Annotated in this window: 23 protein-coding genes; 14 read left to right on the top strand and 9 right to left on the bottom strand. The window is 72.0% G+C overall.

Features of this window, described 5'->3' with window-relative positions; translation table 11 throughout:
* Positions 1-45 precede the first annotated feature (45 nt).
* Positions 46-1,077: a hypothetical protein gene (locus AS857_RS27050; RefSeq protein ID WP_058045822.1), complete on the bottom strand. Its 1,032-nt coding sequence runs from the start codon at positions 1,075-1,077 to the stop codon at positions 46-48.
* Positions 1,078-1,405: 328 nt separating this feature from the next.
* On the opposite strand from AS857_RS27050, the gene AS857_RS27045 reads away from it, so the two are divergent.
* The 3 genes from AS857_RS27045 to AS857_RS27035 all read left to right on the top strand — a co-directional run bounded on the left by AS857_RS27045 (position 1,406) and on the right by AS857_RS27035 (position 3,795).
* Complete coding sequence (locus AS857_RS27045) at positions 1,406-1,717, top strand: hypothetical protein (RefSeq protein WP_245700532.1); 312 nt, start codon at positions 1,406-1,408, stop codon at positions 1,715-1,717.
* Between the two features lie 234 nt (positions 1,718-1,951).
* A complete protein-coding gene (locus AS857_RS27040; protein ID WP_058045821.1) occupies positions 1,952-2,641 on the top strand; it encodes a GDSL-type esterase/lipase family protein in 690 nt (229 codons plus the stop codon).
* A 158-nt stretch (positions 2,642-2,799) separates the two neighbouring features.
* Positions 2,800-3,795, top strand: a complete 996-nt coding sequence (locus AS857_RS27035; RefSeq protein ID WP_058045820.1) for an aldo/keto reductase — start codon at positions 2,800-2,802, stop codon at positions 3,793-3,795.
* Positions 3,796-4,172: 377 nt separating this feature from the next.
* Here the strand turns inward: AS857_RS27035 and thpR are convergent, their stop codons facing one another.
* The 3 genes from thpR to AS857_RS27020 form a co-directional block, all read right to left on the bottom strand.
* Positions 4,173-4,736 (bottom strand): RNA 2',3'-cyclic phosphodiesterase, encoded by a 564-nt coding sequence (thpR, locus tag AS857_RS27030; RefSeq protein ID WP_058045819.1) that lies wholly within the window; start codon positions 4,734-4,736, stop codon positions 4,173-4,175.
* Between the two features lie 195 nt (positions 4,737-4,931).
* Complete coding sequence (locus tag AS857_RS27025) at positions 4,932-6,329, bottom strand: MFS transporter (RefSeq protein WP_058045818.1); 1,398 nt, start codon at positions 6,327-6,329, stop codon at positions 4,932-4,934.
* A gap of 27 nt (positions 6,330-6,356) precedes the next feature.
* The gene (locus AS857_RS27020) at positions 6,357-6,794 is read right to left on the bottom strand and encodes a MarR family winged helix-turn-helix transcriptional regulator (protein ID WP_058045817.1); all 438 of its coding nucleotides are present in this window, start codon (positions 6,792-6,794) and stop codon (positions 6,357-6,359) included.
* Positions 6,795-7,115: 321 nt separating this feature from the next.
* Here AS857_RS27020 and AS857_RS27015 point away from each other — a divergent pair, with 321 nt between their 5' ends.
* From AS857_RS27015 to AS857_RS27005, 3 genes are all read left to right on the top strand, one after another.
* Positions 7,116-7,847: a hypothetical protein gene (locus AS857_RS27015; protein WP_058045816.1), complete on the top strand. Its 732-nt coding sequence runs from the start codon at positions 7,116-7,118 to the stop codon at positions 7,845-7,847.
* 126 nt (positions 7,848-7,973) lie between these two features.
* Positions 7,974-8,810: a VC0807 family protein gene (locus AS857_RS27010; RefSeq protein WP_338058283.1), complete on the top strand. Its 837-nt coding sequence runs from the start codon at positions 7,974-7,976 to the stop codon at positions 8,808-8,810.
* 21 nt (positions 8,811-8,831) lie between these two features.
* A complete protein-coding gene (locus AS857_RS27005) occupies positions 8,832-9,023 on the top strand; it encodes a DUF1059 domain-containing protein (protein ID WP_058045815.1) in 192 nt (63 codons plus the stop codon).
* Between the two features lie 95 nt (positions 9,024-9,118).
* Here AS857_RS27005 and AS857_RS27000 read toward each other — a convergent pair whose 3' ends face one another.
* Together AS857_RS27000 and AS857_RS26995 are read right to left on the bottom strand one after the other, a co-directional pair.
* Complete coding sequence (locus AS857_RS27000; protein WP_058045814.1) at positions 9,119-11,563, bottom strand: HAD-IC family P-type ATPase; 2,445 nt, start codon at positions 11,561-11,563, stop codon at positions 9,119-9,121.
* 121 nt (positions 11,564-11,684) lie between these two features.
* Positions 11,685-11,969: a DUF2530 domain-containing protein gene (locus tag AS857_RS26995; RefSeq protein ID WP_058045813.1), complete on the bottom strand. Its 285-nt coding sequence runs from the start codon at positions 11,967-11,969 to the stop codon at positions 11,685-11,687.
* Between the two features lie 245 nt (positions 11,970-12,214).
* Here AS857_RS26995 and AS857_RS26990 point away from each other — a divergent pair, with 245 nt between their 5' ends.
* Both AS857_RS26990 and AS857_RS26985 read left to right on the top strand, forming a co-directional pair.
* Entirely contained in the window at positions 12,215-13,684 is a 1,470-nt protein-coding gene (locus AS857_RS26990) for an NCS2 family permease (protein WP_058045812.1), read from the top strand.
* 114 nt (positions 13,685-13,798) lie between these two features.
* Complete coding sequence (locus AS857_RS26985) at positions 13,799-14,920, top strand: DUF5937 family protein (protein ID WP_420823993.1); 1,122 nt, start codon at positions 13,799-13,801, stop codon at positions 14,918-14,920.
* Positions 14,921-15,035: 115 nt separating this feature from the next.
* Here the strand turns inward: AS857_RS26985 and AS857_RS26980 are convergent, their stop codons facing one another.
* On the bottom strand, positions 15,036-16,343 hold the full coding sequence (locus AS857_RS26980; RefSeq protein ID WP_079110656.1) for a DUF418 domain-containing protein: 1,308 nt from the start codon (positions 16,341-16,343) through the stop codon (positions 15,036-15,038).
* Positions 16,344-17,109: 766 nt separating this feature from the next.
* On the opposite strand from AS857_RS26980, the gene AS857_RS26975 reads away from it, so the two are divergent.
* On the top strand, positions 17,110-17,577 hold the full coding sequence (locus tag AS857_RS26975; RefSeq protein WP_058045809.1) for an NUDIX hydrolase: 468 nt from the start codon (positions 17,110-17,112) through the stop codon (positions 17,575-17,577).
* 575 nt (positions 17,578-18,152) lie between these two features.
* Here AS857_RS26975 and AS857_RS42455 read toward each other — a convergent pair.
* Together AS857_RS42455 and AS857_RS26970 are read right to left on the bottom strand one after the other, a co-directional pair.
* Positions 18,153-18,395 carry a DUF6255 family natural product biosynthesis protein gene (locus AS857_RS42455; RefSeq protein WP_420823992.1) on the bottom strand — a complete coding sequence of 81 codons (243 nt, stop codon included), beginning with the start codon at positions 18,393-18,395 and terminating at the stop codon, positions 18,153-18,155.
* Positions 18,396-18,403: 8 nt separating this feature from the next.
* Positions 18,404-18,739, bottom strand: coding sequence for a hypothetical protein (locus AS857_RS26970; RefSeq protein WP_058045808.1), 336 nt, complete (start codon positions 18,737-18,739; stop codon positions 18,404-18,406).
* Positions 18,740-18,979: 240 nt separating this feature from the next.
* Between AS857_RS26970 and AS857_RS26965 the strand changes: the two genes are divergently transcribed.
* From AS857_RS26965 to AS857_RS39210, 5 genes are all read left to right on the top strand, one after another.
* A complete protein-coding gene (locus AS857_RS26965) occupies positions 18,980-19,852 on the top strand; it encodes a helix-turn-helix domain-containing protein (protein WP_058045807.1) in 873 nt (290 codons plus the stop codon).
* Positions 19,849-20,037 (top strand): DUF397 domain-containing protein, encoded by a 189-nt coding sequence (locus AS857_RS26960; RefSeq protein WP_058045806.1) that lies wholly within the window; start codon positions 19,849-19,851, stop codon positions 20,035-20,037. Before AS857_RS26965 ends, AS857_RS26960 begins: the two co-directional genes overlap by 4 nt.
* On the top strand, positions 20,034-20,576 hold the full coding sequence (locus tag AS857_RS26955; protein WP_058045805.1) for a UTRA domain-containing protein: 543 nt from the start codon (positions 20,034-20,036) through the stop codon (positions 20,574-20,576). The genes AS857_RS26960 and AS857_RS26955 overlap by 4 nt, the downstream gene beginning before the upstream one ends.
* A gap of 101 nt (positions 20,577-20,677) precedes the next feature.
* Positions 20,678-21,202 carry a YceI family protein gene (locus AS857_RS26950; RefSeq protein ID WP_058045804.1) on the top strand — a complete coding sequence of 175 codons (525 nt, stop codon included), beginning with the start codon at positions 20,678-20,680 and terminating at the stop codon, positions 21,200-21,202.
* Between the two features lie 125 nt (positions 21,203-21,327).
* Positions 21,328-22,485: a hypothetical protein gene (locus tag AS857_RS39210; RefSeq protein WP_063804368.1), complete on the top strand. Its 1,158-nt coding sequence runs from the start codon at positions 21,328-21,330 to the stop codon at positions 22,483-22,485.
* The last annotated feature ends 6 nt before the right edge of the window (positions 22,486-22,491 follow it).

The raw sequence follows: 22,491 nt of genomic DNA, 5'->3' as shown, positions 1-22,491 counted from the left end.
GGCAGCCCCGACGCGTACGTCTGCGGCGCCGAGTCGATCCGCGCCCTACCGCCGCCGCACCAGCCTCCGTACCCCCAGCACGAGGACCGCCGCCACGGCGAGCGTGCCCGCGCCGAGGGCGATGGTGCGGGTCCGGTCGTCGCCGTCGCCGCCGTCCGAGCCGCCTCGGGAGGCGCCGCCGCCCTTCGCGTCGTCCCGCTGCTTCGCCGCCGCGTCCGGCAGGAGGTCGCCCTGCAGGGCCACCGGCTGCACGGAACTGCGCTTGCCCTCCGTCCCGTACATCAGGGTCCGGCCGTCCGGGGCGAAGGTGACCGACTCCCCCTGGCGCTGCAGCGGCACGCTCGGGCGGCCGATCTCCTCGGGGCGGCCGTCGAGCCAGCGGTACTCGACCGCGTCGAAGTAGCTGCGGACGACAAGCCGGGTGCCGTCCGGGGAGAAGGCGCCGTCCGTGGCCCACGTGTCGATGTCCGCGGTCTTCCGGAAGACGTTGACGCCGGACGCGGAGAGCTTCTCCGGAGCCGCGTACAGGGCGCCCGGGCCCGAGCGCTTCTTGCTGACGAGGTACACGCGCCCGGTCTTCGGGTGCACCATCAGCGACTCGGCGTCGCGCGGGCCGTCCTCGTAGCGGACGGTGTAGCGGGTGGGGGTGACGGTGGTGTCCTTGAGGGTCTTCGGCTCGGCGAAGCGGTAGATCCACACTTCCTTCCAGCGCCCGCCGAAGTTGTCCCCGATGTCGCCCACGTAGAGGGAGCCGTCCGGGCCGAGGGAGATGGCCTCGACGTCGCGGGGCTCGACCCCGGAGAGGGTGACGGTGGCGACGGTGCGACCGGTGCGGCTGTCCACGGCGTAGATGTACGGGCCGTCGTCGCTGTCGTTGTGCGTCCAGTACACGCCGGGGTGGGTGCGGCTGGCCGCCAGCCCGCTGGACTCCTTGATCCGCGGGTCCTCGATGGTGAAGGCGGCGGGGCCGGCGGCGGCCTGCTGCGCGGCGTCGTCGCCGTCGGCCAGGGCCGGGCCGGCGGGCAGCACGGCGAGCGCGGCGGCGGCGAGGGCGGCGAGGATCGGGCGTGGACGCATGGCCCCAAGCCTGCCATCCGGCCGCGCGCCGCGGGGTCGGGCGCCGCCGACGCGGCCGCGGCGGGCGCGGTACCGAACGGCCCCGCCGCGGCGCCGGTGCGACCGGCGCGCGCCACCCGCCCGGAACGCGACACCCCCGCTTTCCCGCGCGCCTCCCTGATCTGCGCCCCGTCCCCGACGCCGCTGCAAATACGGTGAATATTCGCCAGACCGGCGGCCGAAAAGCACCAACCAATAGGAACTCATTGGCGAATTACCGCACTGCCGTTCGCTGGATCTCCCGTTAGGTTCTCGTTCGAACGGCAATCAGTTCCAGGGAGGGAAGTCAATGAAGCGCATCAAGCGCCGCCTGGCCTACGCCGCCGTGGGTTCGATCATGGCAGCCGGCACCAGCCTGGTGGGGGCCTCGGCCGCTTCGGCAGCACCGGCGCCGCACGTCTCGTCCTGCGACAGCTACAGGAACAACGGGACCGTGTGGACGGCCAACTGTCGCGTCGACTACGGCCAGTCCCAGTCGTGGACCCGGTGTTCCGACGGCACGTACCTGTACGGTTCCTGGGTGGGCAAGGGCTACTGGATCTTCAGAGGCGACTGCTCCGGCCACGGCCGGGTCGTGAGCTACGGCCACACGGACCGCTGACCCGGCGCGAGCCGGTGACGTGACACCCTGACGGTTTCCGCTCCGCCCGAATTCGGCGGGGCGGATTCCGCCTTCCCGCCCTCCGGCCCGCACTGCCGCTTTTTGTTTTATGCAAAAAATAATTCACTTTGATTTGCCGGAGAAAAGTGCTGCTCGGACGGCGCGGCGACCTCGCTCGCCCCTCACTCGCCCCTCATGTACCCCAGCCGCCCCACGATCCGCGATGATGTACCCATGCGGATCATGTTCGTCGGCGACTCGATGACCATCGGTAGCGCCGGTGACCACACATGGCGCTACCGCATGTGGCAGCACCTCAACGCGACCCACGGCGGCCCGTACAAGATCGTCGGCCCGCGCCGCGAGCTGTACGACCCGGCCGCCGACGCGCCCGTCTCCCACGCCTACGGCGCACCCGGCTTCCCCGAGCGCTCCCGCGCGCACCTCGCCGGCTGGGGCGAGGGCTGGCTGCACATGGCCCCGCTCATAGGCGACGCCGTACGGGCCGGCCGCGCCGACACCCTCCTCGTCTCGCTCGGCCTCATCGACCTGGGGTTCTACACCGACGCCGGGCAGACGGCCGAGAACGTGCACCGCTTCGTCGCCGAGGCGCGGGAGGCCAACCCGCGGATCCGGGCGGTGCTGCTGCCCGTCATCCGCAACGTCCGCGCCCTGGCCGACCCGGCGTTCGCCGACGAGTGCGAGCGCTTCAACGAACTGCTCGGCAAGGCCGTCGCCGAACTCGACACGCCGGGCTCGCCGCTGCTCCTCGCCTCCCGCCCGGAGGGCTGGGACATCGACCGCGACACCTACGACGGCACGCACCCCAACGCGGCCGGCGAACACCTGCTGGCAGCCGCCTTCGCCGACGCGATGCACCAGGCCTGGGGCGTGGGCGCGCCGTACCACCCGGCGCACGACTGACGCCCGGCGCCTCCGTACCGCCCTGACGCAACCTCCTCACGCACCCTCCTCACACGACCTCCTCACGCGACCGCCTGACGCGCGCCGCCGGACGGGACACGCCGTCCGACGCCCGCCCTCTTGATTGGAGTGCACTCCAGGGCGTTGGCTGGTCCGCTATGGAGTACACGCAGCTCGGACGCACGGGACTCAAGGTCAGCCGGCTCGTCCTCGGGACGATGAACTTCGGTCCCCAGACGGACGAGGCCGACAGCCACGCCATCATGGACGCCGCGCTCGACGCGGGCGTCAACTTCTTCGACACCGCCAACGTCTACGGCTGGGGCGACGACAAGGGCCGCACCGAGGAGATCATCGGCACCTGGTTCGCCAAGGGCGGCGGCCGCCGCGAGAAGGTCGTCATCGGCACCAAGGTGTTCGGCAACATGGGCGCGGACGGCGCCGACTGGCCGAACCACGACCGCCTGTCCGCCGTCAACATCCGCCGCGCCGTCGAGGGCAGCCTCCGGAGGCTGCAGACGGACCACATCGACCTCTACCAGTTCCACCACGTCGACCGGGCCACGCCGTGGGAGGAGATCTGGCAGGCGGTCGACGTCCTCGTCCAGCAGGGCAAGATCGTCTACGCGGGCTCCTCCAACCACGCCGGCTGGCACATCGCCCAGGCCAACGAGACCGCGCGGCGCCGCGGCTCGCTCGGGCTGGTCAGCGAGCAGTGCCTGTACAACCTCGCCGAGCGGCGCGCCGAGATGGAGGTCGTCCCGGCCGCGCAGGCGTACGGGCTCGGGGTGATCCCCTGGTCGCCGCTGCACGGCGGGCTGCTCGGCGGCGTCATCCGCAAGGAGCGGGAGGGCGGCAGCGCCCGCGCCGCGTCCGGCCGCTCCGCCGACGCGCTCGCCAATACCAAGGTCCGCGAGCAGGTGCAGGCCTACGAGAACCTGCTCGACAAGCACGGTCTGGCACCCGGCGAAGTGGCCCTCGCCTGGCTGCTCACCCGGCCGGGCGTGACCGGCCCGATCGTCGGCCCGCGCACGGCCGACCAGCTCGCGTCCGCCCTGCGCGCGGCCGAGCTGGAGCTGTCCGGTGAGCTGCTCGCCCAGCTGGACGAGATCTTCCCGGGCCCGGGCCCGTCGCCGGAGGCGTTCGCCTGGTAAGACCGTGCAGGACCGTTGGTGTCGGTACGTGTCCTGGACTCACGGGGCCGGGCGGACGCACAGTCGACGCACGGTCGTGGCGTCGGCCTGGCCCTGAGAGAAGACCTCCGTACGCATCCGCAGCCCCACACTGCGCGGGCGGCGACCACCACCGGCGCGACCCCCTGAAGACCTCCGCCGGAAGGCTTCGCCGTAAGCCTCCGCGCCCGGCCTACGGCGTCACTTCACCGCCGCCACCACGGCGACGACGACGAGCATCGCGGCGAGCGCGGCGGTCATGATGCGGTTTCTGGTCTTCGGGTCCACGCATCGAGCGTAACGGGCGGCGGGTAGTGGCCCGGCCCTCGGGCCCCGCCCACCCGCCTGCTACCCGCCTGCTACCCGCCCAGATCCCAGGCGGCCACCGTCTCGTAACGGGGACGCTCCCCGGGAACGCCGCCGCCCGGAAGCCTGCTCCGCATGAGCTCCAGCCGCGCCACGGTCCAGGGCGTGCCGCTGAAGCCGGCGAGGCTCTCGGCGTACGGCCGGAGGTTCACGGGACCCGCGGCGCGGGCGAGGGTGAGGTGGGGCCGGAAGTCGTGCGTGGTGTCGACGGCGACGCCCGCCCGGCGCGCCCCGGCCGCGGCCGAGCGCGCCAGGTCGCGCAGGATCGTCCGCTCGCCGTCGGCCCCGACCCACAGCACCCGGTCCCCGAACCGCCCGCCGCCGGCGAAGCGCAGTTCGTGCGGCGGGTGGCGGTGGGCGGCGCGCCCCAGCCGCTCGGTGAGCTCCGGCAGCAGCTCCGGGTCGACCTCGCCGAGGAAGGCGAGCGTGAAGTGCCAGCCGGACGGTTCGGTCCAGCGCAGCTGCTCCGCACCGGGCAGCCCGCGCAGGGACGCGGTCGCGTCCGTCAGCTCGACGACGGCCGCCTCCGGCGGCAGAACAGCGGCGAAGAGTCGCATGGAACCAGTCTCCCCTTTGGGCAGGGGTTTACGGATCCGGCGGACGGGAGCGGCGGACGGGACGGGCCCTGCCCGTTGCCCCGGCCTGGGCCGGGGCAACGGGCAGGGCCGGGGGCAACGGGCAGGGCCCCCGGGTGTCCGGGCTTACCGTGCTATCGCGGGGCTTCTACGAGGCCGGGTCCCGCCCGTCGGCGACTACGCCGCTGCCGCCAGCCCCTCCGCCGGTGCCGGCTCGCGCGGGACGAAGGCCACGTGCGGGTGGCCTCGCCGTAGGTCGATCTTCAGGCGCAGGCCGCCGATCCGGGCCAGGGCCAGGCCCACCCCGGTCGCCGCGAGCGTGGCGACCGCGCCGCCGGCGAGGAAGCCGACGCGGGCTCCGTAGGCGTCGGTCACCCAGCCGACCAGCGGGGCGCCGAGGGGCGTGCCGCCCATGAACACCATCATGAACAGGCTCATGACACGCCCGCGCATCGCGGGATCCGTGGCCAGCTGCACGCTGGAGTTGGCCGTCACGTTGATCGTGAGGCCGAACATCCCGATCGGCACGAGGAGCACCGCGAAGACCCAGAACGAGGGCGCGAGCGCTGCCGTGATCTCCAGCAGGCCGAAGAGCAGGGCGGCGCCGACGAGGAGCCGCAGCCGCGAGCTGCCCCGGCGCGCGGCGAGCAGGGCGCCCACCAGGGAGCCGCCCGCCATCAGGGTGTTGAGCAGGCCGTAGGTGCCGGCGCCGCCGTGGAAGACGTCGTTGACGAAGGCCGTGAGCCAGATCGGGAAGTTGAACCCGAAGGTGCCGATGAAGCCGACGAGGACGATCGGCCAGATCAGGTCCGGCCGCCCGGCCACGTAGCGCAGGCCCTCCCTGAGCTGGCCCTTGCCGCGCGGCGCGCGGTCGACCTTGTGGAGCTCGGAGGTGCGCATCAGCAGCAGTCCGGCGACGGGCGCGACGAAGGACAGGCCGTTGAGGAGGAACGCCCAGCCGCTGCCCACGGCGGTGATCAGCACACCGGCGACGGCGGGGCCCACCAGCCGCGCGGACTGGAAGTTGGCGGAGTTGAGGCTGACGGCGTTGCGCAGGTCGGCGGGGCCGACCATCTCCACGACGAAGGCCTGGCGGGCGGGGTTGTCGACCACGGTGACGAGGCCGAGCGCGAACGCGGTCAGGTACACGTGCCAGACCTGCACGTGCCCGGAGAGGGTGAGGACGGCGAGCGCGAGGCCCGTGACGCCCATGGCCGCCTGGGTGGCGACGAGCAGCGTGCGCTTGGGGTAGCGGTCGGCGATGACGCCGCCGTAGAGCCCGAGGAACAGCATGGGCAGGAACTGCAGGGCCGTGGTGATGCCGACGGCTGCGGACGAGCCGGTGAGGCTGAGGACCAGCCAGTCCTGGGCGATGCGCTGCATCCAGGTGCCGGTGTTGGAGACGACCTGGCCGGTGGCGAAGAGGCGGTAGTTGCGGATTCTGAGTGAACTGAAGGTGCCGCCCTTGGGCTCCGGGCTCGTCGTCCGGCCGGGCTTGTTCAGGGCGGCGCTGCGTATGGCGTCGTCGTGGCTGTTCGGTGCGGGTGCGGAGTCTGCTCCGTGTCCCGTACTCAAAGTGGGTTCGCCTCCTCCTGGCGCGTCTTACAGGTGCGCGAGTTTCTCGAGGACGGGCGCGGCGGCGCGCAGCGTCGCCCACTCGTCCTCGTCGAGCCGCCCCACGAGCTCGGTGAGCCAGACGTTCCGCTTGCGGCGGCTCTCTTCGAGCATGGCCTCGGCCCGCTCGGTCTGGGTGACCACCTTCTGGCGGCGGTCCTCGGGGTGCGGCTCCAGCCGGACCAGGCCCTTGGCTTCGAGCAGGGCGACGATGCGGGTCATCGACGGGGGCTGCACGTGCTCCTTGCGGGCGAGCTCGCCCGGTGTGGCGCTGCCACATCCGGCGAGGGTGCCCAGCACCGACATCTCCGTGGGGCTGAGCGATTCGTCGACCCGCTGGTGCTTGAGCCGACGCGACAGGCGCATGACACCGGAGCGCAGGGAGTTCACTGCTGCGGTATCGACATGGGGGTCCCGGTCCGACATGTTCTTTAGCTTAACTCATTACCCGGACTAAATAAAGCGGGTTACCAGGGCGCCCGGAGGCGCCGCCCGTGGCACCGGAAGCACGGTGGGGAAGCGTGGCGAGCACCGCTGCCCCCTTGCATGCGCGGGGGCAAACCGTATGATCACCGGACTATCACGGCGAATCATCGGGGGAACGCCATGAGTGCACGCACGAGCACACGCACGTCTACAGACACGGCCGCAGACACAGCCGTAGACACGACCGTCGACACGGCGGCAGACAGGAACACGACCGCAGACCCGGGCGCGGTTGCACATCCGGCCACCTTCGCCGACTGGGTGCAGCACTTCACCGACGAAGCCGAGCGGCGGCGGCAGACCGGCGACCCGGACTGGACGCAGGACGTCCGCCTGCCCCGCGCCGTCCGCAGCAGCCTCCAGCGCTTCCAGGTCGGCGAGAGCGGCGACGGCGCCAACCTGATCGGCAAGGCGGACCGGGCGGGCGATCCCGACTACGCCGCCGCCGTCCGCCTCTTCGTCGCCGAGGAGCAGAACCACGCGCGCCTGCTCGCCCGGCTGCTCGCCGCCGACGGCGCGCCCCTCCTCGACGGCCACTGGAGCGACGCGATCTTCGTCCGGGTCCGGCGGCTGTTCGGACTGCGCCTGGAACTGATGGTCCTCACCATCGCCGAACTCGTCGCCGTCCCCTACTACCGGGCGGTCCGCGACGGCGCCGGGCAGGCGCTGCCGTCCGAGGTCGCGGCCCGCATCCTGGCCGACGAACAGCGCCACATCCCCTTCCACTGCCTGCGTCTGCGGCAGTCGGTGGGCACCCTGCCCCGGCCGCTGCGCCGCCCCGCGATGGCCGGCTGGCGGGCGCTGCTCTGCGCCGCCGCCGTCTTCGTCGCCGTGGACCACGGGGCGGCGCTGCGCCGGCTCGGGGTGCGGCGGGGGCGGTTCGTCGCCCAGGTGACGGGGCTGGCGGGCGCGGTCGTGGCGGACGTCCTCGGCGCGGGCCCCGGTCGTACGGGCGAGGACCTCCGGCTCCTGCCCGTCATGTCCGGCCGCTGACAAAAGTCATGGTCAGTCGTGGATCAACGGCACTGCCGGAGGCGCCGGACCGGCCGCGAAGGTAGGTGTACGCCCGGAAGCCGCACGGCTTACGGGCACACGCCGCAGACCCGGGGGCCTCCGATCATGAGCAACACGTCCGTCACCGCACCGTCGACGACCTCCGTACCGTCGACAACCGCCGCGCCGGCAACGACCGCCGTACTGCCGACGACCGCCGCCGCACAGCCGGCCGGCGGCGTCGGCGGCGGCGGCCCGGCCGTCCCGCGGGGGCGGGCGCTCTGGGAGAGCTTCGCGCCGCTGGTGGTGGACGCCGTCCTGCCGATGGCCGCGTACTACGCGCTCAGCAAGGGGTTCGGCATGAGCACGGTCGCGGCCCTGGGCTGGAGCAGCGCGCTGCCCGCCGTGCGGACGGGCTGGGGCCTGGTGAAGGACCGCCGGCTCAACGGGCTCGCCGCGCTCATCCTCGTCGTCAACATCGTGGGGCTGCTGCTCAGCACGGTCAGCGGGGACGCCCGGCTGATGCTGGCCAAGGACAGCGCCGTGAGCAGCGTCGTCGGCCTCGTCGTGCTGGTCTCCGCGTTCGGGCGGCGGCCGCTGATGACCACCGGGCTCAAGCCGTGGGTGGTCAAGGGCGACCCCGTGCGGCTGGCCGCCTGGGACCGGCTGTCGGCCCGCGACGCGCGGTTCCGGCGCACCGAGCGGACGTTCTCCCTCGTGTGGGGGACGGCGCTGCTGGCCGAGTGCGTCGTCAGGGTCGTGGGCGCGTACACCCTGCCGGTCGACACGATGGTGTGGCTGGGGAACGTGATCCTGGGCGTCGCGATCGTCGCCGGGATGCTGGTCGGCGGCGGGCTGGCCGCCGACCCGATGGAGAAGATGGTCGACGCGGAGGTCCGGGAGCGCGCGGACGGCGTGGGGACGGCGGCCCCCACCGCCTACGCTGGAAGTGCGGCCCAGTGAACGAACACCCGGGAGGCCGTCATGACCAGGAAAGTCGCCGACTGCAGCCGGTTGCCCAGCGAGACGGACTGCTCGCTGACCATCACCGGTGAGGAGGACGAGGTCATCCGCGCCGCGAGCGAGCACGCCGTCTCCGTGCACAAGCACCAGGACAGCGCCGCGTTCCGCGAGCAGATCCGCGAAATCCTGGAGGACGAGAAGGCCAGCGCCTGAGGAAGGCCTGGGGAAGGCCCAAGGAAGGCCCGATGAAGGCCTGAGGAAGGCCCGAGGAAGGCCCGAGGAGATGCTTCCCCGCCCATGCTCGTTGCTCACGCGGGGAAGCGCCGGTCCACCCAGCGCCACGCCAGCTCCAGCGCCCCGGCGGCCGTCGCCGCGATGGCGACGGCGGCCCAGGGCATGGTCGTCCCCACGAGCTTCAGCGCGAAGAAGTGCTGCAGCCAGGGCGTGACGAGCACGACGAGGAAGCCCGCGCCCATGGCCAGGACGAGGCCGATCCGCCACCACGTGTACGGGCGCGCGATGATCGCGAGCACCCACAGGGAGATCAGGAAGAGCGTCAGCGTCGCCGCGCTGGTCTCCGCGTCCAGGGCGCCCGGGCCCGCGTAGTGGTGCCGCGCCAGCAGGTACGCGGCGAAGGTCGCGGCCGCCGCGATGATCCCGGCCGGGATGGCGTACCGCATCACCCGGCGTACGAAGTGCGGCTTCGCGCGCTCCTTGTTCGGCGCGAGGGCCAGGAAGAAGGCGGGCACGCCGATGGTGAGCGTGGAGAGCAGCGTCAGGTGGCGCGGCAGGAACGGGTACGGCACCTGCCAGCAGACCACGAGGATCGCCAGCAGCACCGAGTAGACGGTCTTCGTCAGGAACAGCGTCGCCACGCGCGTGATGTTGCCGATGACGCGGCGTCCCTCCGCCACCACCGACGGCAGCGTGGCGAAGCTGTTGTTCAGCAGCACGATCTGGGCGACGGCCCGGGTCGCCTCGGAGCCCGAGCCCATCGAGACGCCGATGTCCGCGTCCTTCAGCGCGAGGACGTCGTTGACGCCGTCGCCCGTCATCGCGACGGTGTGCCCCCGGGCCTGCAGCGCGCCGACCATGTCCCGCTTCTGCTGTGGGGTGACGCGCCCGAAGACCGCGCTCTCGTCCAGGGCGGCGCCCATCTCCTCCCGGCCGGCGGGCAGCCGCCGGGCGTCGACCGGGCCCTTCGCTCCGGTCAGGCCCAGCTTGGCGGCGACCGCGCCGACGGAGACCGCGTTGTCGCCCGAGATGACCTTGGCGGAGACGTTCTGCTCGGCGAAGTAGCGCAGGGTGTCGCCCGCGTCCGGGCGCAGCCGCTGCTCCAGGACGACCAGCCCCGTGGGCCGGACACCGTCGGTGACGCGCGGGTCGTCCAGCTCGCGCGCGGCGCGGGCGAGCAGCAGCACCCGCAGCCCCCGGGCGTTGAGCTCCTCGACCTGGGCGAGCGCCGGGGCCTCCGGGGCCAGCAGCACGTCGGGGGCGCCGAGCAGCCACGTGCCGCTCTCGCCGTCGGGGGTGCTCAGCGCGGCGCCGCTGTACTTCCGGGCGGAGGAGAAGGGCAGCGACTCGGTGCAACGCCAGCGCGCCGGTGCCGGATAGGCGTCGATGATCGCCTGGAGGCTGGCGTTGGGCCGGGGGTCGGCCTCGCCGAGGGCGCCGAGCACCTGGCGCACGTAGGCCTCCTCCGCCTCGCTCGCCGCGCCGCCCGTCCGCCCGACGGCCGCACCGCCCGCCGCAGCGCCCACGGCGCCGTCCAGCAGGCGCAGCTCGCTGACGTCCATGCCACCCTCGGTGAGCGTGCCCGTCTTGTCCAGGCAGACGACGTCGACGCGGGCCAGGCCCTCGATCGCGGGCAGCTCCTGCACCAGGCACTGCTTGCGCCCCAGCCGGATCACGCCGATCGCGAAGGCCACGGAGGTGAGCAGCACCAGCCCCTCGGGAACCATGGGCACGATCCCCGCGACCATCCGCCGGACCGCTTCCCTCCAGTCGTGGTCCTGGACGATCCACTGGCTGACGATCAGGCCGGCGGCCGTCGGGATCATCATCCACGTCACGTACTTGAGGATCCGGCTGATGCCGGAGCGCAGCTCGGAGTGGACGAGCGTGAAGCGGGACGCCTCCTCGGCGAGCTGGGCCGCGTACGCCTCGCGCCCGACCTTGGTGGCGGTGAAGGCGCCGCCGCCCGCCACGACGAAGGACCCGGACATGACGGGGTCCCCGGTCCGCTTCAGCACCGGGTCGGCCTCACCGGTCAGCAGCGACTCGTCGATCTCCAGCCCGTCCGCCTCCAGGACCCGGCCGTCCACGACGCACTTGTCGCCGGGCCCGAGCTCGATCACGTCGTCGAGGACGATCTCCCCGGTCGGGATCGCACAGGGCGCGCCGTCGCGGCGCACGGTCGGCTTCGCCTCGCCGATGACGGCGAGCGAGTCGAGGGTCTTCTTGGCCCGCAGCTCCTGAATGATGCCGATCGCGGTGTTGGCGACGATCACGAAGCCGAAGAGGCCGTCCTGGATCGGGCCCACGACCAGGATGATCAGGAAGAGGACGCCGATGATGGCGTTGAACCGGGTGAAGACGTTCGCCCGGACGATCTCCGTGGTCGAACGCGAGGAGCGGACGGGTACGTCGTTGACCTCGCCCCGGGCCACCCGCTCGGCGACCTCGGGCGCACTCAGGCCCGGGTGCGGCGCCGGCAGGTGTTCCTCGGTCGCGGTCTGCGCCGGATCGCTCATGAGTCCGACGGTAAGGGGGCGCTGGGCGCTTCACCTGTCGAGAGGGGTGGGGTTTCGGCCGGTTTCGGCCACCCCGGATTCCGGGCGGCCAGCCGTGGTGGCCCCGGGGCCGGCAGGCCCGTCAGGCCTGAGGGCCCGTTCCCGCCGTTTCCCGCTGCGCGGCCGCCTCCGCGCGGCGGATCGCCGCGTCGCGCTTGCGGACGTACCAGACGCCGATCAGGCCGAGACCGCCGCCGGCCAGGCACGTCCACACCCACCACAGGTGACCGTGGTCCCGGAACCAGCCGTAGAAGGGGATCTGGACGAGGAAGAGGACGAACCAGATGACGGTGCCGCCGGTGATGGTGGCGACGACGTTGCCCTCCAGGGGCTCCGGCGCTTCGTGCCTGGGTGTCCACTTCGTCATGGGCGCAAGCGTAGTCCGTGGGGGGCGGAGGCCCGGCGCAAGCCCTGCCGACGACGTGCGCCCCGGCGCGGACCCCTTGGCGCACAAGGGTCTACGCGCGGAGATAGCAATCGCGAGCTTGTTTATTCATACTGAATCGAACGGAAAATGACTGGCTGGTTTTGTTTGATCATACAGTTCATGATCTATTCGCGTCCCCCCGCCGCCTACGTCCCCCGTGTAGGCCCATCCGACTGAGGTCCCGTATGCCCACCTCGGCCACTTCCCCGGTCGACGCCCAGCAGTCGCCCCCGCCGTCCCAGCCCAAGGGCGCCCTCGACCGGTACTTCCGGATCACCGAGCGCGGCTCCTCCGTCTCCCGGGAGCTCCGCGGCGGCCTGGCCACCTTCTTTGCGATGGCCTACATCGTCGTCCTGAACCCGATCATCCTCGGGGCCGGCCAGGACAAGTTCGGTCACCAGCTGGACAACGCCCAGCTGGTCACGGCCACCGCCCTGATGGCCGGGCTCAGCACCGTCCTCATGGGCGTCATCGGCAACGTGCCGATCGCCTGCGCCGCCGGCCTCGGTATCAACGCCGTCGTCTCGCTCCAGCTCGCACCCAAGATGAGCTGGCCGGACGCTATGGGCATGGTCGTCCTGGCGGGCCTGGTGCTGATGGTGCTCGTCGCCTCCGGCCTGCGGCAGCGCGTCATGGACGCCATCCCGGGCGGGCTGCGGCGCGCCATCGCGATCGGCATCGGCCTGTTCATCTCGCTGATCGGACTGGTCGACTCCGGCTTCGTCACCCGCAACCCGGACGCCGCCCACACCACCGTGCCGCTGGGCCTCGGCCAGGGCGGCCAGCTGCAGGGCTGGCCCGTGCTGGTCTTCGTCGCCGGCCTCGCCCTGACGTTCATCCTCGTCGTACGGAAGACGCGCGGCGCGATCCTCATCGGCATCGTCGCGATGACGCTCGTCGCCATCCTGATCAACTCCATCGCCAAGATCCCCGGCGCGAGCTGGGGCCTGTCCGTCCCCCAGGTGCCGGACAAGATCGTGGGCGCCCCCGACTTCGGCCTCATCGGTGACATCAGCCTCTTCGGCGGCTTCCAGGAGGTCGGGCTGCTGACCGGCTGCCTGTTCGTCTTCACCGTGCTGCTCTCGGGCTTCTTCGACGCGATGGGCACGATCATCGGCGTCGGCGAGGAGGCCGGGCTCACCGACGAGAACGGCCAGCTGCCCAACATGGGCAAGATCCTGATGGTCGACGGCGTCGCCGTCGCCGCCGGCGGCCTGGGCTCGGCCTCGGCCAACACCTGCTTCGTGGAGTCCACGGCGGGCGTCGGCGAAGGCGCCCGCACGGGCCTCGCCAACCTGATGACCGGCGGCCTCTTCCTCCTCGCCCTGGTCTTCACCCCGCTCGCCACGGTCGTCCCCTCGCAGGCCGCCACGCCCGCACTCCTCGTCGTCGGCTTCCTGATCATGGCGGCCAACGTCAAGGAGATCGACTGGAGCGACTTCACCATCGCGGTGCCGGCGTTCCTGACGATCATCGCGATGCCGTTCACGTACTCGATCACCAACGGCATCGGGATCGGCGTGCTCGCCTTCATCCTGCTGCGGATCGCCGACCGGCGGGGCCGCGAGATCCCGTGGCTGCTCAACGTCGTCGGGCTCTGCTTCCTCGTGTACTTCTTCCTCGACCCGATCGAGCAGATGCTGGGCGTGAAGTAACGCCCTCGCGGCCTTGCGCCCTCGCTTCGCCCCCGGTGGCCGCTGCCACCGGGGGCTTCGCGTTCCCCGCCTTCTCCGCTCCCCACATGGGAACGGCAGACTGAAGCGGTGAGCGTGGTGATCGATGTCTCGGACGTACCGCTGGACCGCGTGTCCTTCGCGGTGTCGCCCCTTGCCGAGCTGGGGGCGGTGCTGCACGTCCTGGCCGAGCCGTCCCACCACCCCGGCCTCCTCGACTGGGCCTCCCGGACCAGGGCCCACCTCCCTCCGGACCTGGCCGACCGGCTCCACGAGGCGGACATCCTCTGGCGCTCCACGCGATCGGACCTGTTCCTGCCCGGCAGCGCAGCGGCGGCCCTCAACGGGACCGATGTCGCAGCGGCCGACCTCAAAGCATCCCGCCTCGAAGAGGAGCTGGACGCATGGGACCGGCTGGACGACGACGCCTTCGTCGTCGCCGCGGTGGAGATCTCCTGCGCCACCTCGTTCGCCCACCCCAGGCCGTCACCACTGCGCCGGCCCGAGGACCGCCGACGGGCCCGGGAGCTCGCCGCAGCGCGCGGGCTGCGGCAGGCCGCGTTCGCCGACCGGCTGCTGGAGGACCCCCAGAAGGTACGCGCCTGGCTCCGCCGGCTCCTGGAGGACTGCGAACGGCACTTCTTCGGCGAGGTCTGGCAGAACGTCCGCCCCCAACTGGCCGCCGACGCCCGCCACAAGATCGAACTTCTCAAGCGCCGCGGCCTGGCGCATGCCGTCTCTGCGGTCTCCCCCGCCATCACTCTGGACACCGAACGCCACCACCTGGTGATCGACAAACTGCAGGACGGCCGGGTGAAAGCCACCTCCACCGGACTGGTCCTCCTCCCCACGGCCTTCGGATGGCCGCACCTCGTCGTCCGGGACGCCCACGGCGACCGGCCGGTCCTCCAGTACCCCGTCGCCGTGCCCGAGCTGCCGCCGGCGCTTTCGCTGGCGGTGGTCCAACAACGCCTGGAGGCCGTCGCCCACCCCCTCCGGCTTCGCCTGTGCCGGACCCTGGCCCGGGGGCCCCACTCGACCACGGAACTGGCAGACGCCAACGGCCTCACCGCACCTGAGGTGTCCCGGCACCTCGGCGTCCTGAAGAAGGCCGGTCTCACCCGCACCCGCAGGCAAGGGCGGTATGTCTTCCACGAGCTCGACATCGAGCTCGTCGGCCGCCTTGGTGCGGACTTGCTGGGGAACGCGTTGCGCTAGGTTCTGCCGGCGGATCCGGCGGACCGAGTGGACCCAGCGGACCCAGCGGACCCAGCGGACCCAGTGGACCCAGCGGACCGAGCGGATGCGTGGGCCGCTTGGACCGCTTGGACCGCTACCGGTACATCAGCCGCCGCAGCACCACCTCCACCGGCCCCCGCCACCCCCGGCGTTCCAGCGCGTACGCCCCGGCCACCGTCACCAGCCATATCCCCACCGCGAACAGGGCCATCGTGGCGCTGGTCAGGCGGGCGCCTATACCCAGGCCCCAGGCCGCGAGCAGCGGGGCGAAGAGCAGCGAGTGGGCGAGGTAGCTGGACAGGGACCGCTTGCCCACGGCGGCTATGGCCGTGACGGCTACTGCGGCCTTCGCGCTCCCCCGTGCCGCCCGCCCGCTCCACCAGTGCACGAACAACGCCACCACCGCGACGTAGCCGAGCCCGGCCCCGTACCCCGTGATCTCCCGGAGCACCGTCAGCGCCCCGGACTCGCTCTGCGCATCGTCCGGCACCTTGAGTGCCCCGACATGGGCGAGGGCCGCGGGCAGCGCGCCGAGCCAGCCGACCGCGATGCCGAGGACCGCCGTGCGGCGCAGCAGCGGCAGGTGGCGGCCCGACTCCTCCAGGATGCGGCGGCGCGCGGCCCAGAAGCCGAGCAGGAAGATGACGTAGCCTCCGCCGATCAGAGAGAAGGGAGCAGCGGTGAAGGTGACGAAGAGGCCGGTCGTCAGCCGGGTCCCGGCCGCCGCGAACCAACTCTCCTCGCCCGCGCCGTAGGCCGCGGCCCCCGGTTCCGCACCCGCGTCCCCCAGCGACCCCAGCTCCCCTCGGAGCAGTGCCGATATGACCGGCTGAGCGGACACGAGCACCAGCTGCGCGGCGGCGATCGCGATCCACCACTTCAGGACGCGCTCGCTCCGCCGGAGGAAGAGCGGGGCGAGGGCGAGGCTCAGCAGCCCGTAGTAGCCGACGATGTCGCCCGCCATGAGCAGGGAGGAGTGGGCGAGCCCGATGACTATCAGGAGCAGGCTGCGCCTGCGCAGGATCCCGACCGCGTCGCGTTCGCCGGCCCCGGCCCCGGCCCCGGCGGCGGTCAGGCGCAGGAAGAGCTGCATCATGCCGTAGCCGAAGAGGAAGGCGAAGAGCGGATAGACCCGCAGGTCGAGCGCCGTGATCATCGCGAACTGGACCGCGTGGTCCAGCCATCCCCCGGTCACGGGCTGCCACCCCGAGGGCCCGTACTCGGACTTCCACAAGTGGAACGTGGTGTTCGACAACACGATGAACAGCAGCATGGTCCCGCGCGCAAGATCGGGCGCGAGGGCCCGCTCGGCGGAGCGTACGCCGCCACGGCGCGGGGCTGGGGCTGGGACCGGGGCTGGGACCGGGGTGCTGCCGGCCCCGCCGGTGGTGTCGACCGTCATGCTTCGACGCTAGGGAAACAGCAGGTGGTGAGGCGTCCGCCTTTGGTCTAGGAGCGCATCACCTTCGTCTAGGCGCGCGCCATCTTCCGGCGAGGGCGCGCCACCTTTCGTCAGGGAGCGGCGAGCGGCGCCCTGCGGGCGGGCGGCGGACACCGGCCTGAGCGATGGCGCGCGCTCTGCGGCCGGCTGCCCCTTTGGGGGTGGTCAGGGTCAAGGCAGGCTGGCAGCAAGGGGAGGGATGGGGGCTGGGGTTCGGTGGGTGAACTGCTCGCTGAGTGGGGGTTGGCCGCCGTACTCCTGCCGTCACGGATGCGGGCGCGTGAGGAGATCGGCCTGTCCGGTTGTGGCTGACGGGGGAGCTGGCAGCTGGCGCGATGTGGTTGGGCCCGTCGTGGGCGCTTCGCTCAGCGCGCCACCATCGTGGCCGGCGTCAAACTGCCCCTGAGCGGGGGCTGGTGAGACGAGGAGACTCTAGTGGGGCTGCTGAGGCGCACAGCCGCCATCCCGGCCCACTTATCCGCCGGGCCACGGCCCACGCCCGGAAGGTTGCGAGGCAACGAGGCTATGGCCCGGGCTTGCGGGTGTGTGGGGCGAGGAGGCCGTGCAGGGGTTCTGAGGCGCTCGGCTGCCATCCCGGGGCGCCTATCCGCCAAGCTACGGGCCCAGGCCGGGGGTTTGTGAGCCCAAGAGTGTTTGTAAGCACCCACTCCGCGTAGCGATGCGCGGAGCTTGGACGTTGGGTAAGGTCCGGCGGGGAGGTGCGGGGATGAGCTTCCGGTTGGCGGCGTACGCCGTGTGTATCGAGGACGGGCGGGTGCTGCTCGCCCGCTACGTACCACCGGAGGGCGGGAGTCGCTGGACTCTTCCGGGCGGCAGGGTCGAGCACGGGGAGGATCCGTTCGATGCGGTGATCCGGGAGGTCGCCGAGGAGACCGGCTGCGCCGCGGTGGTGGATCGCCTGCTGGGAGTGGACTCACGGGTGATCCCTGCGGCCGCCGCGCGTGCGGGAGTCGAGCACCAGAATGTCGGCATCTTCTACCGGGTCCGTATCACTGGCGGCCGGCTCCGGCCTGAGCCGAACGGCGAAATCGCCGAGTCAGTCTGGACTCGGGTCTCCGACGTCGCCGGCCTGCGCCGGTCATCGCTGGTCGACATCGGCCTCGCCCTGGCACAGGCCCTTCCGGCAACCGGCCACGTTGCTCCTGTCCCGGTCGGCGGCCTGATCCAACACTGAGTCATCACCAGGAACTGCGACCTGCTTGCCCCGGCGACGTTCGTGACTACCGTCAACACCCCCTACCCGGGCCAGCGGAACCACCCGATCCAAGAGGGCCCTGGTGGGACTGCTGAGGCGGCCAGCCGCCGCCCTGGGTGGGGGCCACCCCGCCGCGGTTGCTGAGGCGGCCAGCCTCCCTCCCCCGCCGCATTCCGCCGCCGCTACCGGCCCAAGCCAGAGGCTCGTGAGGTGGGGAGATACGGCTGGGGCGGTTGAGACACTCGGCCGCCATCCCGGGCCACTTATCCGCCACCCGTACTTCCCAGGCCGGTGGATTTCCGCGCCCAAACAGCCCCCAGCCCCCACCAACCCGAACCCGAACCCACCCGCGCAACCACGATGGTGGCGCGCTGAGCGGCGCGCCCCCACCGGCCCCAGCCGCACCGCGGCAGCAGCCAGCTCCCCCTCAGCCACGACCTATGCGCAAGGTCTCCTCACGCGCCCGCATCCGTGACGGCAGGAGTGCGCCGGCCCCCCACCGGCCTCAAGCCATCCCACGGGCCCAAGCCCCCTCCCCCCGCTGCCAGCCTGTTCTAACCCCCACCCGAACCACGGAACTCAACCCCAACCAGCGCGCAAGCACGCAGAGCGCACCCTTCCCGCCGGGTGGCGGCGCGATCCGCAGCGACGGCGCTGCGGCGGGGCGGGGTGGCCGCATGCGGGAGGCCCGGCGGCCTGAGGGCCGCGTACTCGGTGAAGCGGACGGTTCCGCAGTCGCGGCAACGGGCCTCGCCCCGGGTCCGGGCCGACCAGCCCCCACGGTGCGTGCAGGTCATCCGCACGGTCACGCACCCCCCATATGCACGGTCCGCCAGTGACGGCGCTGCAGCACCAGCGCGTCCCCCGTCTCCACCGGATCGTCCCCGGCGGCAGCTTCCTTGTAGGCGGCCGCCAGTTGCGCACACTCCCCGCACCCGTACATGGGCCGCGACCCGGCCGGCCACAACCCAGCAGCCTCCCGGTCCTCCCGCGTCGCAAGCCGCAGGGAAGCGAACGGCGCCTCCCACTCAAGCCCGCCCCCAGGCCGCCGCAACGTCACACGGCTCCCCGCACCCCCGATCACCTGCGCGACCCGCCCCTCCCGCGTGTCCACCACGAACGCACCGATCCTGTACGTCATCGCCCCACTCCTCCCCTGCCTGGCACGCCTGCCTGGCACGCCTGCCTCACGACGGCCCCACGACGGCCTCACGCCTGCCTCACGACGGCCTCATGCTGCGCCTGGCGAGACTTTCGGTCGATACTTTCGCCGGAAAGTTGACACGATGGGGTGAACAGAGGGGTGAACAAGGGGGGTGAACAAGGAGGCACATCAAGGGGAGTTGATATCGGTAGAGTCAGCGCCCACGGAGGTGACCACATGCCCGATGTCACGCCCACCCTGCTGCGCCGGAGGCTGGGGGCGATCTTGAAGACGATGCGGGTGAGGGCCGGGCTCAACCTCGCGGAGGGGGCGAGGCTGCTGGGCATGTCCGGGCCGACCTTGAGCAAGATCGAGAACGGGAGGCAGCGCCCCGACCTGGAGAAGCTCTTTGCTGCATACGGGGTCAGGGACAAAGAGCGCATCGCGGAGACGAAGGAGATCGCCAGACTGGCCAACAGTGCCCGCCAGAGGAGCATTTACGCGCAGTACAAGGACGTGATTCGTCCACCGTTTGCCGACTTCATCGAGCTGGAAGAGATCGCCACCCGCACCGACGCCTACGCGGCCATCGTCATTCCGGGACTGCTGCAGACGGCGGCGTACGCCCAGGCCGTCATCGAAGGCGGCAGCGCATGGAGCACGCCACGTGACGTACGGAATTTCGTGGACCTACGCATGAAGCGACAGGAGATCCTGGCGAGTGCGCCGGGCGCTCAAACCACCAGGCCCCCGCTCTCATTGCGGTGTGTCCTCGACGAGGCCTGCCTCCGGCGCGAGATGGGTAGTCGCGACGTTCTCCGAGGGCAGCTGGAGCACCTCATCGCCGTGTCGAAGCAGCCGAATGTCGAGCTGCAGGTTCTCCCCTTCAGCTCAGGGGCGCACACTGGAATCAACGGCGCCTACACGGTCTTCCACTTCGACGTGGGCGATCCCGTCGTTGCAGTGGAACCGCTCGCGACCTCTGTGTACATGGATGAGGACACCCTCGTCACGCGGTACACCGCTGCATTCGATCACCTGTGGGCACAAGCCCTGGACGCGGACACGAGCCGCGACTTCATCTCAAGGGTTGCCAAGGAGGCACGATGAGGTTCAAGAAGAGCAGCTACAGCGCCACCGTTGAGGATTGCGTAGAGATCGCCCTCGCGGAGGGCTCCGAACCCGTACTCATACGCGACTCCAAACGGCCCGGCGGGCCAACCCTCCGCGTCGCCGCCGCGCCGTACCGTTCCTTCGCACGAGCGATCCAGAGCCGCGAGTTGGGGGCCGCGTGACCGACACCCGCTGGGTCAGCAGTTCCCTGCCCTACCTCACCGCTCGGCCCGACGGCAGTTCCGACGCCTGGAGTGCGGAGACCGCCGCGCAGGGGCGTCGCGGGCGGCAGAAGATCGTCCACGCCGGGGAGGTGCCCGCCCCGGACGCCGTCGCCGGGCTGCTCGGCGTCCGGCCCGGTGAGGTCGTCGTCGTGCGGCGGCGGCTGATGGTGCTGGACGAGCGGCCCAGCGAGCTCACCGACACCTACTACCCCGTCCGTATCGCCCGGGGCACCCCGCTCGCCGACACCGCGAAGATTCCCGGCGGGGCCGTCACCCTGCTGGCGCGGCTCGGGTACGCGGGGGCGACCGTCCGCGAGGACGTCGTCGCGCGGATGCCCACCGGCAGTGAACGGCAGGCGCTCGACACCGCGCCCGACGAACCCGTCATCCAGCTCACCCGGCTCACCCTCGACGGCGCCGGGGAGCCCGTCCAGGCGGACGTCATGATCATGCCCGCCCACCGTCAGCGTCTCCGCTACGAGATCACCCTGTCGTAGGGATCCCGGGGCTCTTCGGTTTACCGTTCGAGCGGGCTGGAAGCCCGATACCGTACCGGCTAGGGACCGTTGCACCGGCACCGGCGGGAGGGGACCGCTCCATGGGCATCCAGGGCGCAGACCAAAAGAACGGGCCGCTACCGGGCGTCTACCGCATCGACCCCGAGGCGTCGAGGGTCCGGTTCCGGATGCGGGCGCTCTTCGGGCTGTTCCCCATCAAAGGGACCCTCTCCGTCGCGCACGGCCGCATCGCCGTCGAGGAGCCCGAATCCGCCTCCACCGTCGAGGCCGTGATCCCCGTCGACAGCTTCGCCAGCGGGCACGCCCAGCGCGACCGGCACGTCCGCTCGGCCGACTATCTCGACTCGGCGCTCCATCCCGAGATCCGTTTCCACGGCGGAGACGTGCGCCGCGCGGACGGGGAGGTGACGGTGCACGGCGAGTTGACGGTGCGCGGTGTCGCCCGGCCGGTGGCGCTGACGCTGAGTCAGGTCGAGGCGGACGGTTCGCGCTTGGCCCTGCAAGCCACGGCCGTCGTCGACCGCTACGAATTCGGCGTCACCCACGCCAAAGGGATGACGGGCCGTCGGCTGCGGATCGCGCTCGACGTGGTGGCCGTGCGCTGACACCCCGTGCGCCGACGCCCCCGCGCGCTCCCGCCGCCCCTTCCGTTCCCCCTGTCGTCCTCCCGGAGAACCGGTACCTTCGGGGGAAAAGCGGCTGGTGGTCTTGGGCGGCCTTAGGGGATTCGGTGGGGATCGAGAGCGATCAGCTTGTGTACGACTATCTGAGCCGGGTCGGCGACATCGCCCAGCGGCGGGCGGATCTCACCTCCGCCGACCGGATGCGCCTGGTCTCCCGGCTGCGGACGGAGATCGAGCGCCGCAGGGCCACCGAGGGCGCCGACACGCCCTCCGCCGTGCAGCGCATCCTGACCGGCCTCGGCAGCCCGGACGAGGCGGTCGCCGACGCCGGAACGACCAACTCCGGCACAGGATCGGGATCAGGGTCGGGATCGGGCTTCGGATCCGCATCCGGATCGGGCTTCGGGTCGGGCGCGGGCTTCGGATCGAGCGCAGGCTCCAACTCCGCCGCAGGCTCCCGCTCCGGCCCAGGCTCCGGCTCCGGCCCCGGCTCCGGCCCCGGCTCCCGCCCCAGAGGACGCGGCGACCGCAGCGGCAAGGTCCCGGCGCCGCGCCGCGAGGGCGAGCCCGCCCGCGCGGCCGTCCCCGCCGGGCCGCCCCCGTACGCCGCGCCGGAGCGCCCCGCGGCCCCCGTGGGCGCCGACTCCGATGAGATGCCGGACTGGTGGCGCACCGACGCCTCCCCGTACGCGGGCGTCGAGGGCGCCCACGGCGCGGCGCGCGGCACGGTCCACGGGTTCACCGGCGGCATCGAGATCCCCGACATACTGAAGCCACCCCCGCTCCCCGGCGACCGGGAGCCCTCTGACGGCGCCCCCGGGCCGGGCGGCCGGCAGGGCGAGCACGGCACGGAAGGCTCGGAGGGCGTGGACGAGTACGCGGAGGAGGACGGCGCACAGCGCGCGACCTTGTTCCGGCGCGCCGACGGCGCCCCCGTCCCCCCGCTGCTCCTGCTCGTCGCCCTGATCCTGGTCGTGGGCGCCGTGCTCGGCAACTGGATCGTCCTGGCGGTCGGCTGGGGCCTCGCCTATCTGACGCGCAAGCTCTCGCACAGCGAGTCCAAGTGGGCGGTGATGGGCGTGCCCGGGCTGGTCGTGGCCGCCGGGATCGTCTGGCTGTGGGGGCGTACGGAGGGCCGCTGGGGCGACCCGGTGCCGGAGGGCGGCCTGGGCGCGGCGATGTCGGACACCTGGCCGTGGGTGCTGCGGGCCGCGGCCGTCGGCTCCGCGATGTTCGTGGTGTGGCGTTCGCGACGGCCGGGCTGATCCGGC

This window comes from Streptomyces roseifaciens (genome assembly GCF_001445655.1).
In the GTDB taxonomy this organism is placed as follows: Bacteria; Actinomycetota; Actinomycetes; order Streptomycetales; family Streptomycetaceae; genus Streptomyces; species Streptomyces aureoversilis.
Note: the sequence above shows the minus strand (reverse complement) of the source record. Positions and strands in the feature narration are given on the sequence as shown.

Coding starts and splice junctions, on each gene's coding strand:
- AS857_RS27035 (WP_058045820.1), top strand. CDS start 2,800: ATGGAGTACACGCAGCTCGGACGCACGGGACTCAAGGTCAGCCGGCTC.
- AS857_RS26960 (WP_058045806.1), top strand. CDS start 19,849: ATGAGGTTCAAGAAGAGCAGCTACAGCGCCACCGTTGAGGATTGCGTA.
- AS857_RS27010 (WP_338058283.1), top strand. CDS start 7,974: ATGAGCAACACGTCCGTCACCGCACCGTCGACGACCTCCGTACCGTCG.
- AS857_RS27040 (WP_058045821.1), top strand. CDS start 1,952: ATGCGGATCATGTTCGTCGGCGACTCGATGACCATCGGTAGCGCCGGT.
- AS857_RS26965 (WP_058045807.1), top strand. CDS start 18,980: ATGCCCGATGTCACGCCCACCCTGCTGCGCCGGAGGCTGGGGGCGATC.
- AS857_RS27050 (WP_058045822.1), bottom strand. CDS start 1,077: ATGCGTCCACGCCCGATCCTCGCCGCCCTCGCCGCCGCCGCGCTCGCC.
- AS857_RS27020 (WP_058045817.1), bottom strand. CDS start 6,794: ATGTCGGACCGGGACCCCCATGTCGATACCGCAGCAGTGAACTCCCTG.
- AS857_RS27000 (WP_058045814.1), bottom strand. CDS start 11,563: ATGAGCGATCCGGCGCAGACCGCGACCGAGGAACACCTGCCGGCGCCG.
- AS857_RS26990 (WP_058045812.1), top strand. CDS start 12,215: ATGCCCACCTCGGCCACTTCCCCGGTCGACGCCCAGCAGTCGCCCCCG.
- AS857_RS26970 (WP_058045808.1), bottom strand. CDS start 18,739: ATGACGTACAGGATCGGTGCGTTCGTGGTGGACACGCGGGAGGGGCGG.
- AS857_RS26975 (WP_058045809.1), top strand. CDS start 17,110: ATGAGCTTCCGGTTGGCGGCGTACGCCGTGTGTATCGAGGACGGGCGG.
- AS857_RS26950 (WP_058045804.1), top strand. CDS start 20,678: ATGGGCATCCAGGGCGCAGACCAAAAGAACGGGCCGCTACCGGGCGTC.
- AS857_RS26980 (WP_079110656.1), bottom strand. CDS start 16,343: ATGACGGTCGACACCACCGGCGGGGCCGGCAGCACCCCGGTCCCAGCC.
- thpR (WP_058045819.1), bottom strand. CDS start 4,736: ATGCGACTCTTCGCCGCTGTTCTGCCGCCGGAGGCGGCCGTCGTCGAG.
- AS857_RS27045 (WP_245700532.1), top strand. CDS start 1,406: ATGAAGCGCATCAAGCGCCGCCTGGCCTACGCCGCCGTGGGTTCGATC.
- AS857_RS26995 (WP_058045813.1), bottom strand. CDS start 11,969: ATGACGAAGTGGACACCCAGGCACGAAGCGCCGGAGCCCCTGGAGGGC.
- AS857_RS27005 (WP_058045815.1), top strand. CDS start 8,832: ATGACCAGGAAAGTCGCCGACTGCAGCCGGTTGCCCAGCGAGACGGAC.
- AS857_RS42455 (WP_420823992.1), bottom strand. CDS start 18,395: ATGACCTGCACGCACCGTGGGGGCTGGTCGGCCCGGACCCGGGGCGAG.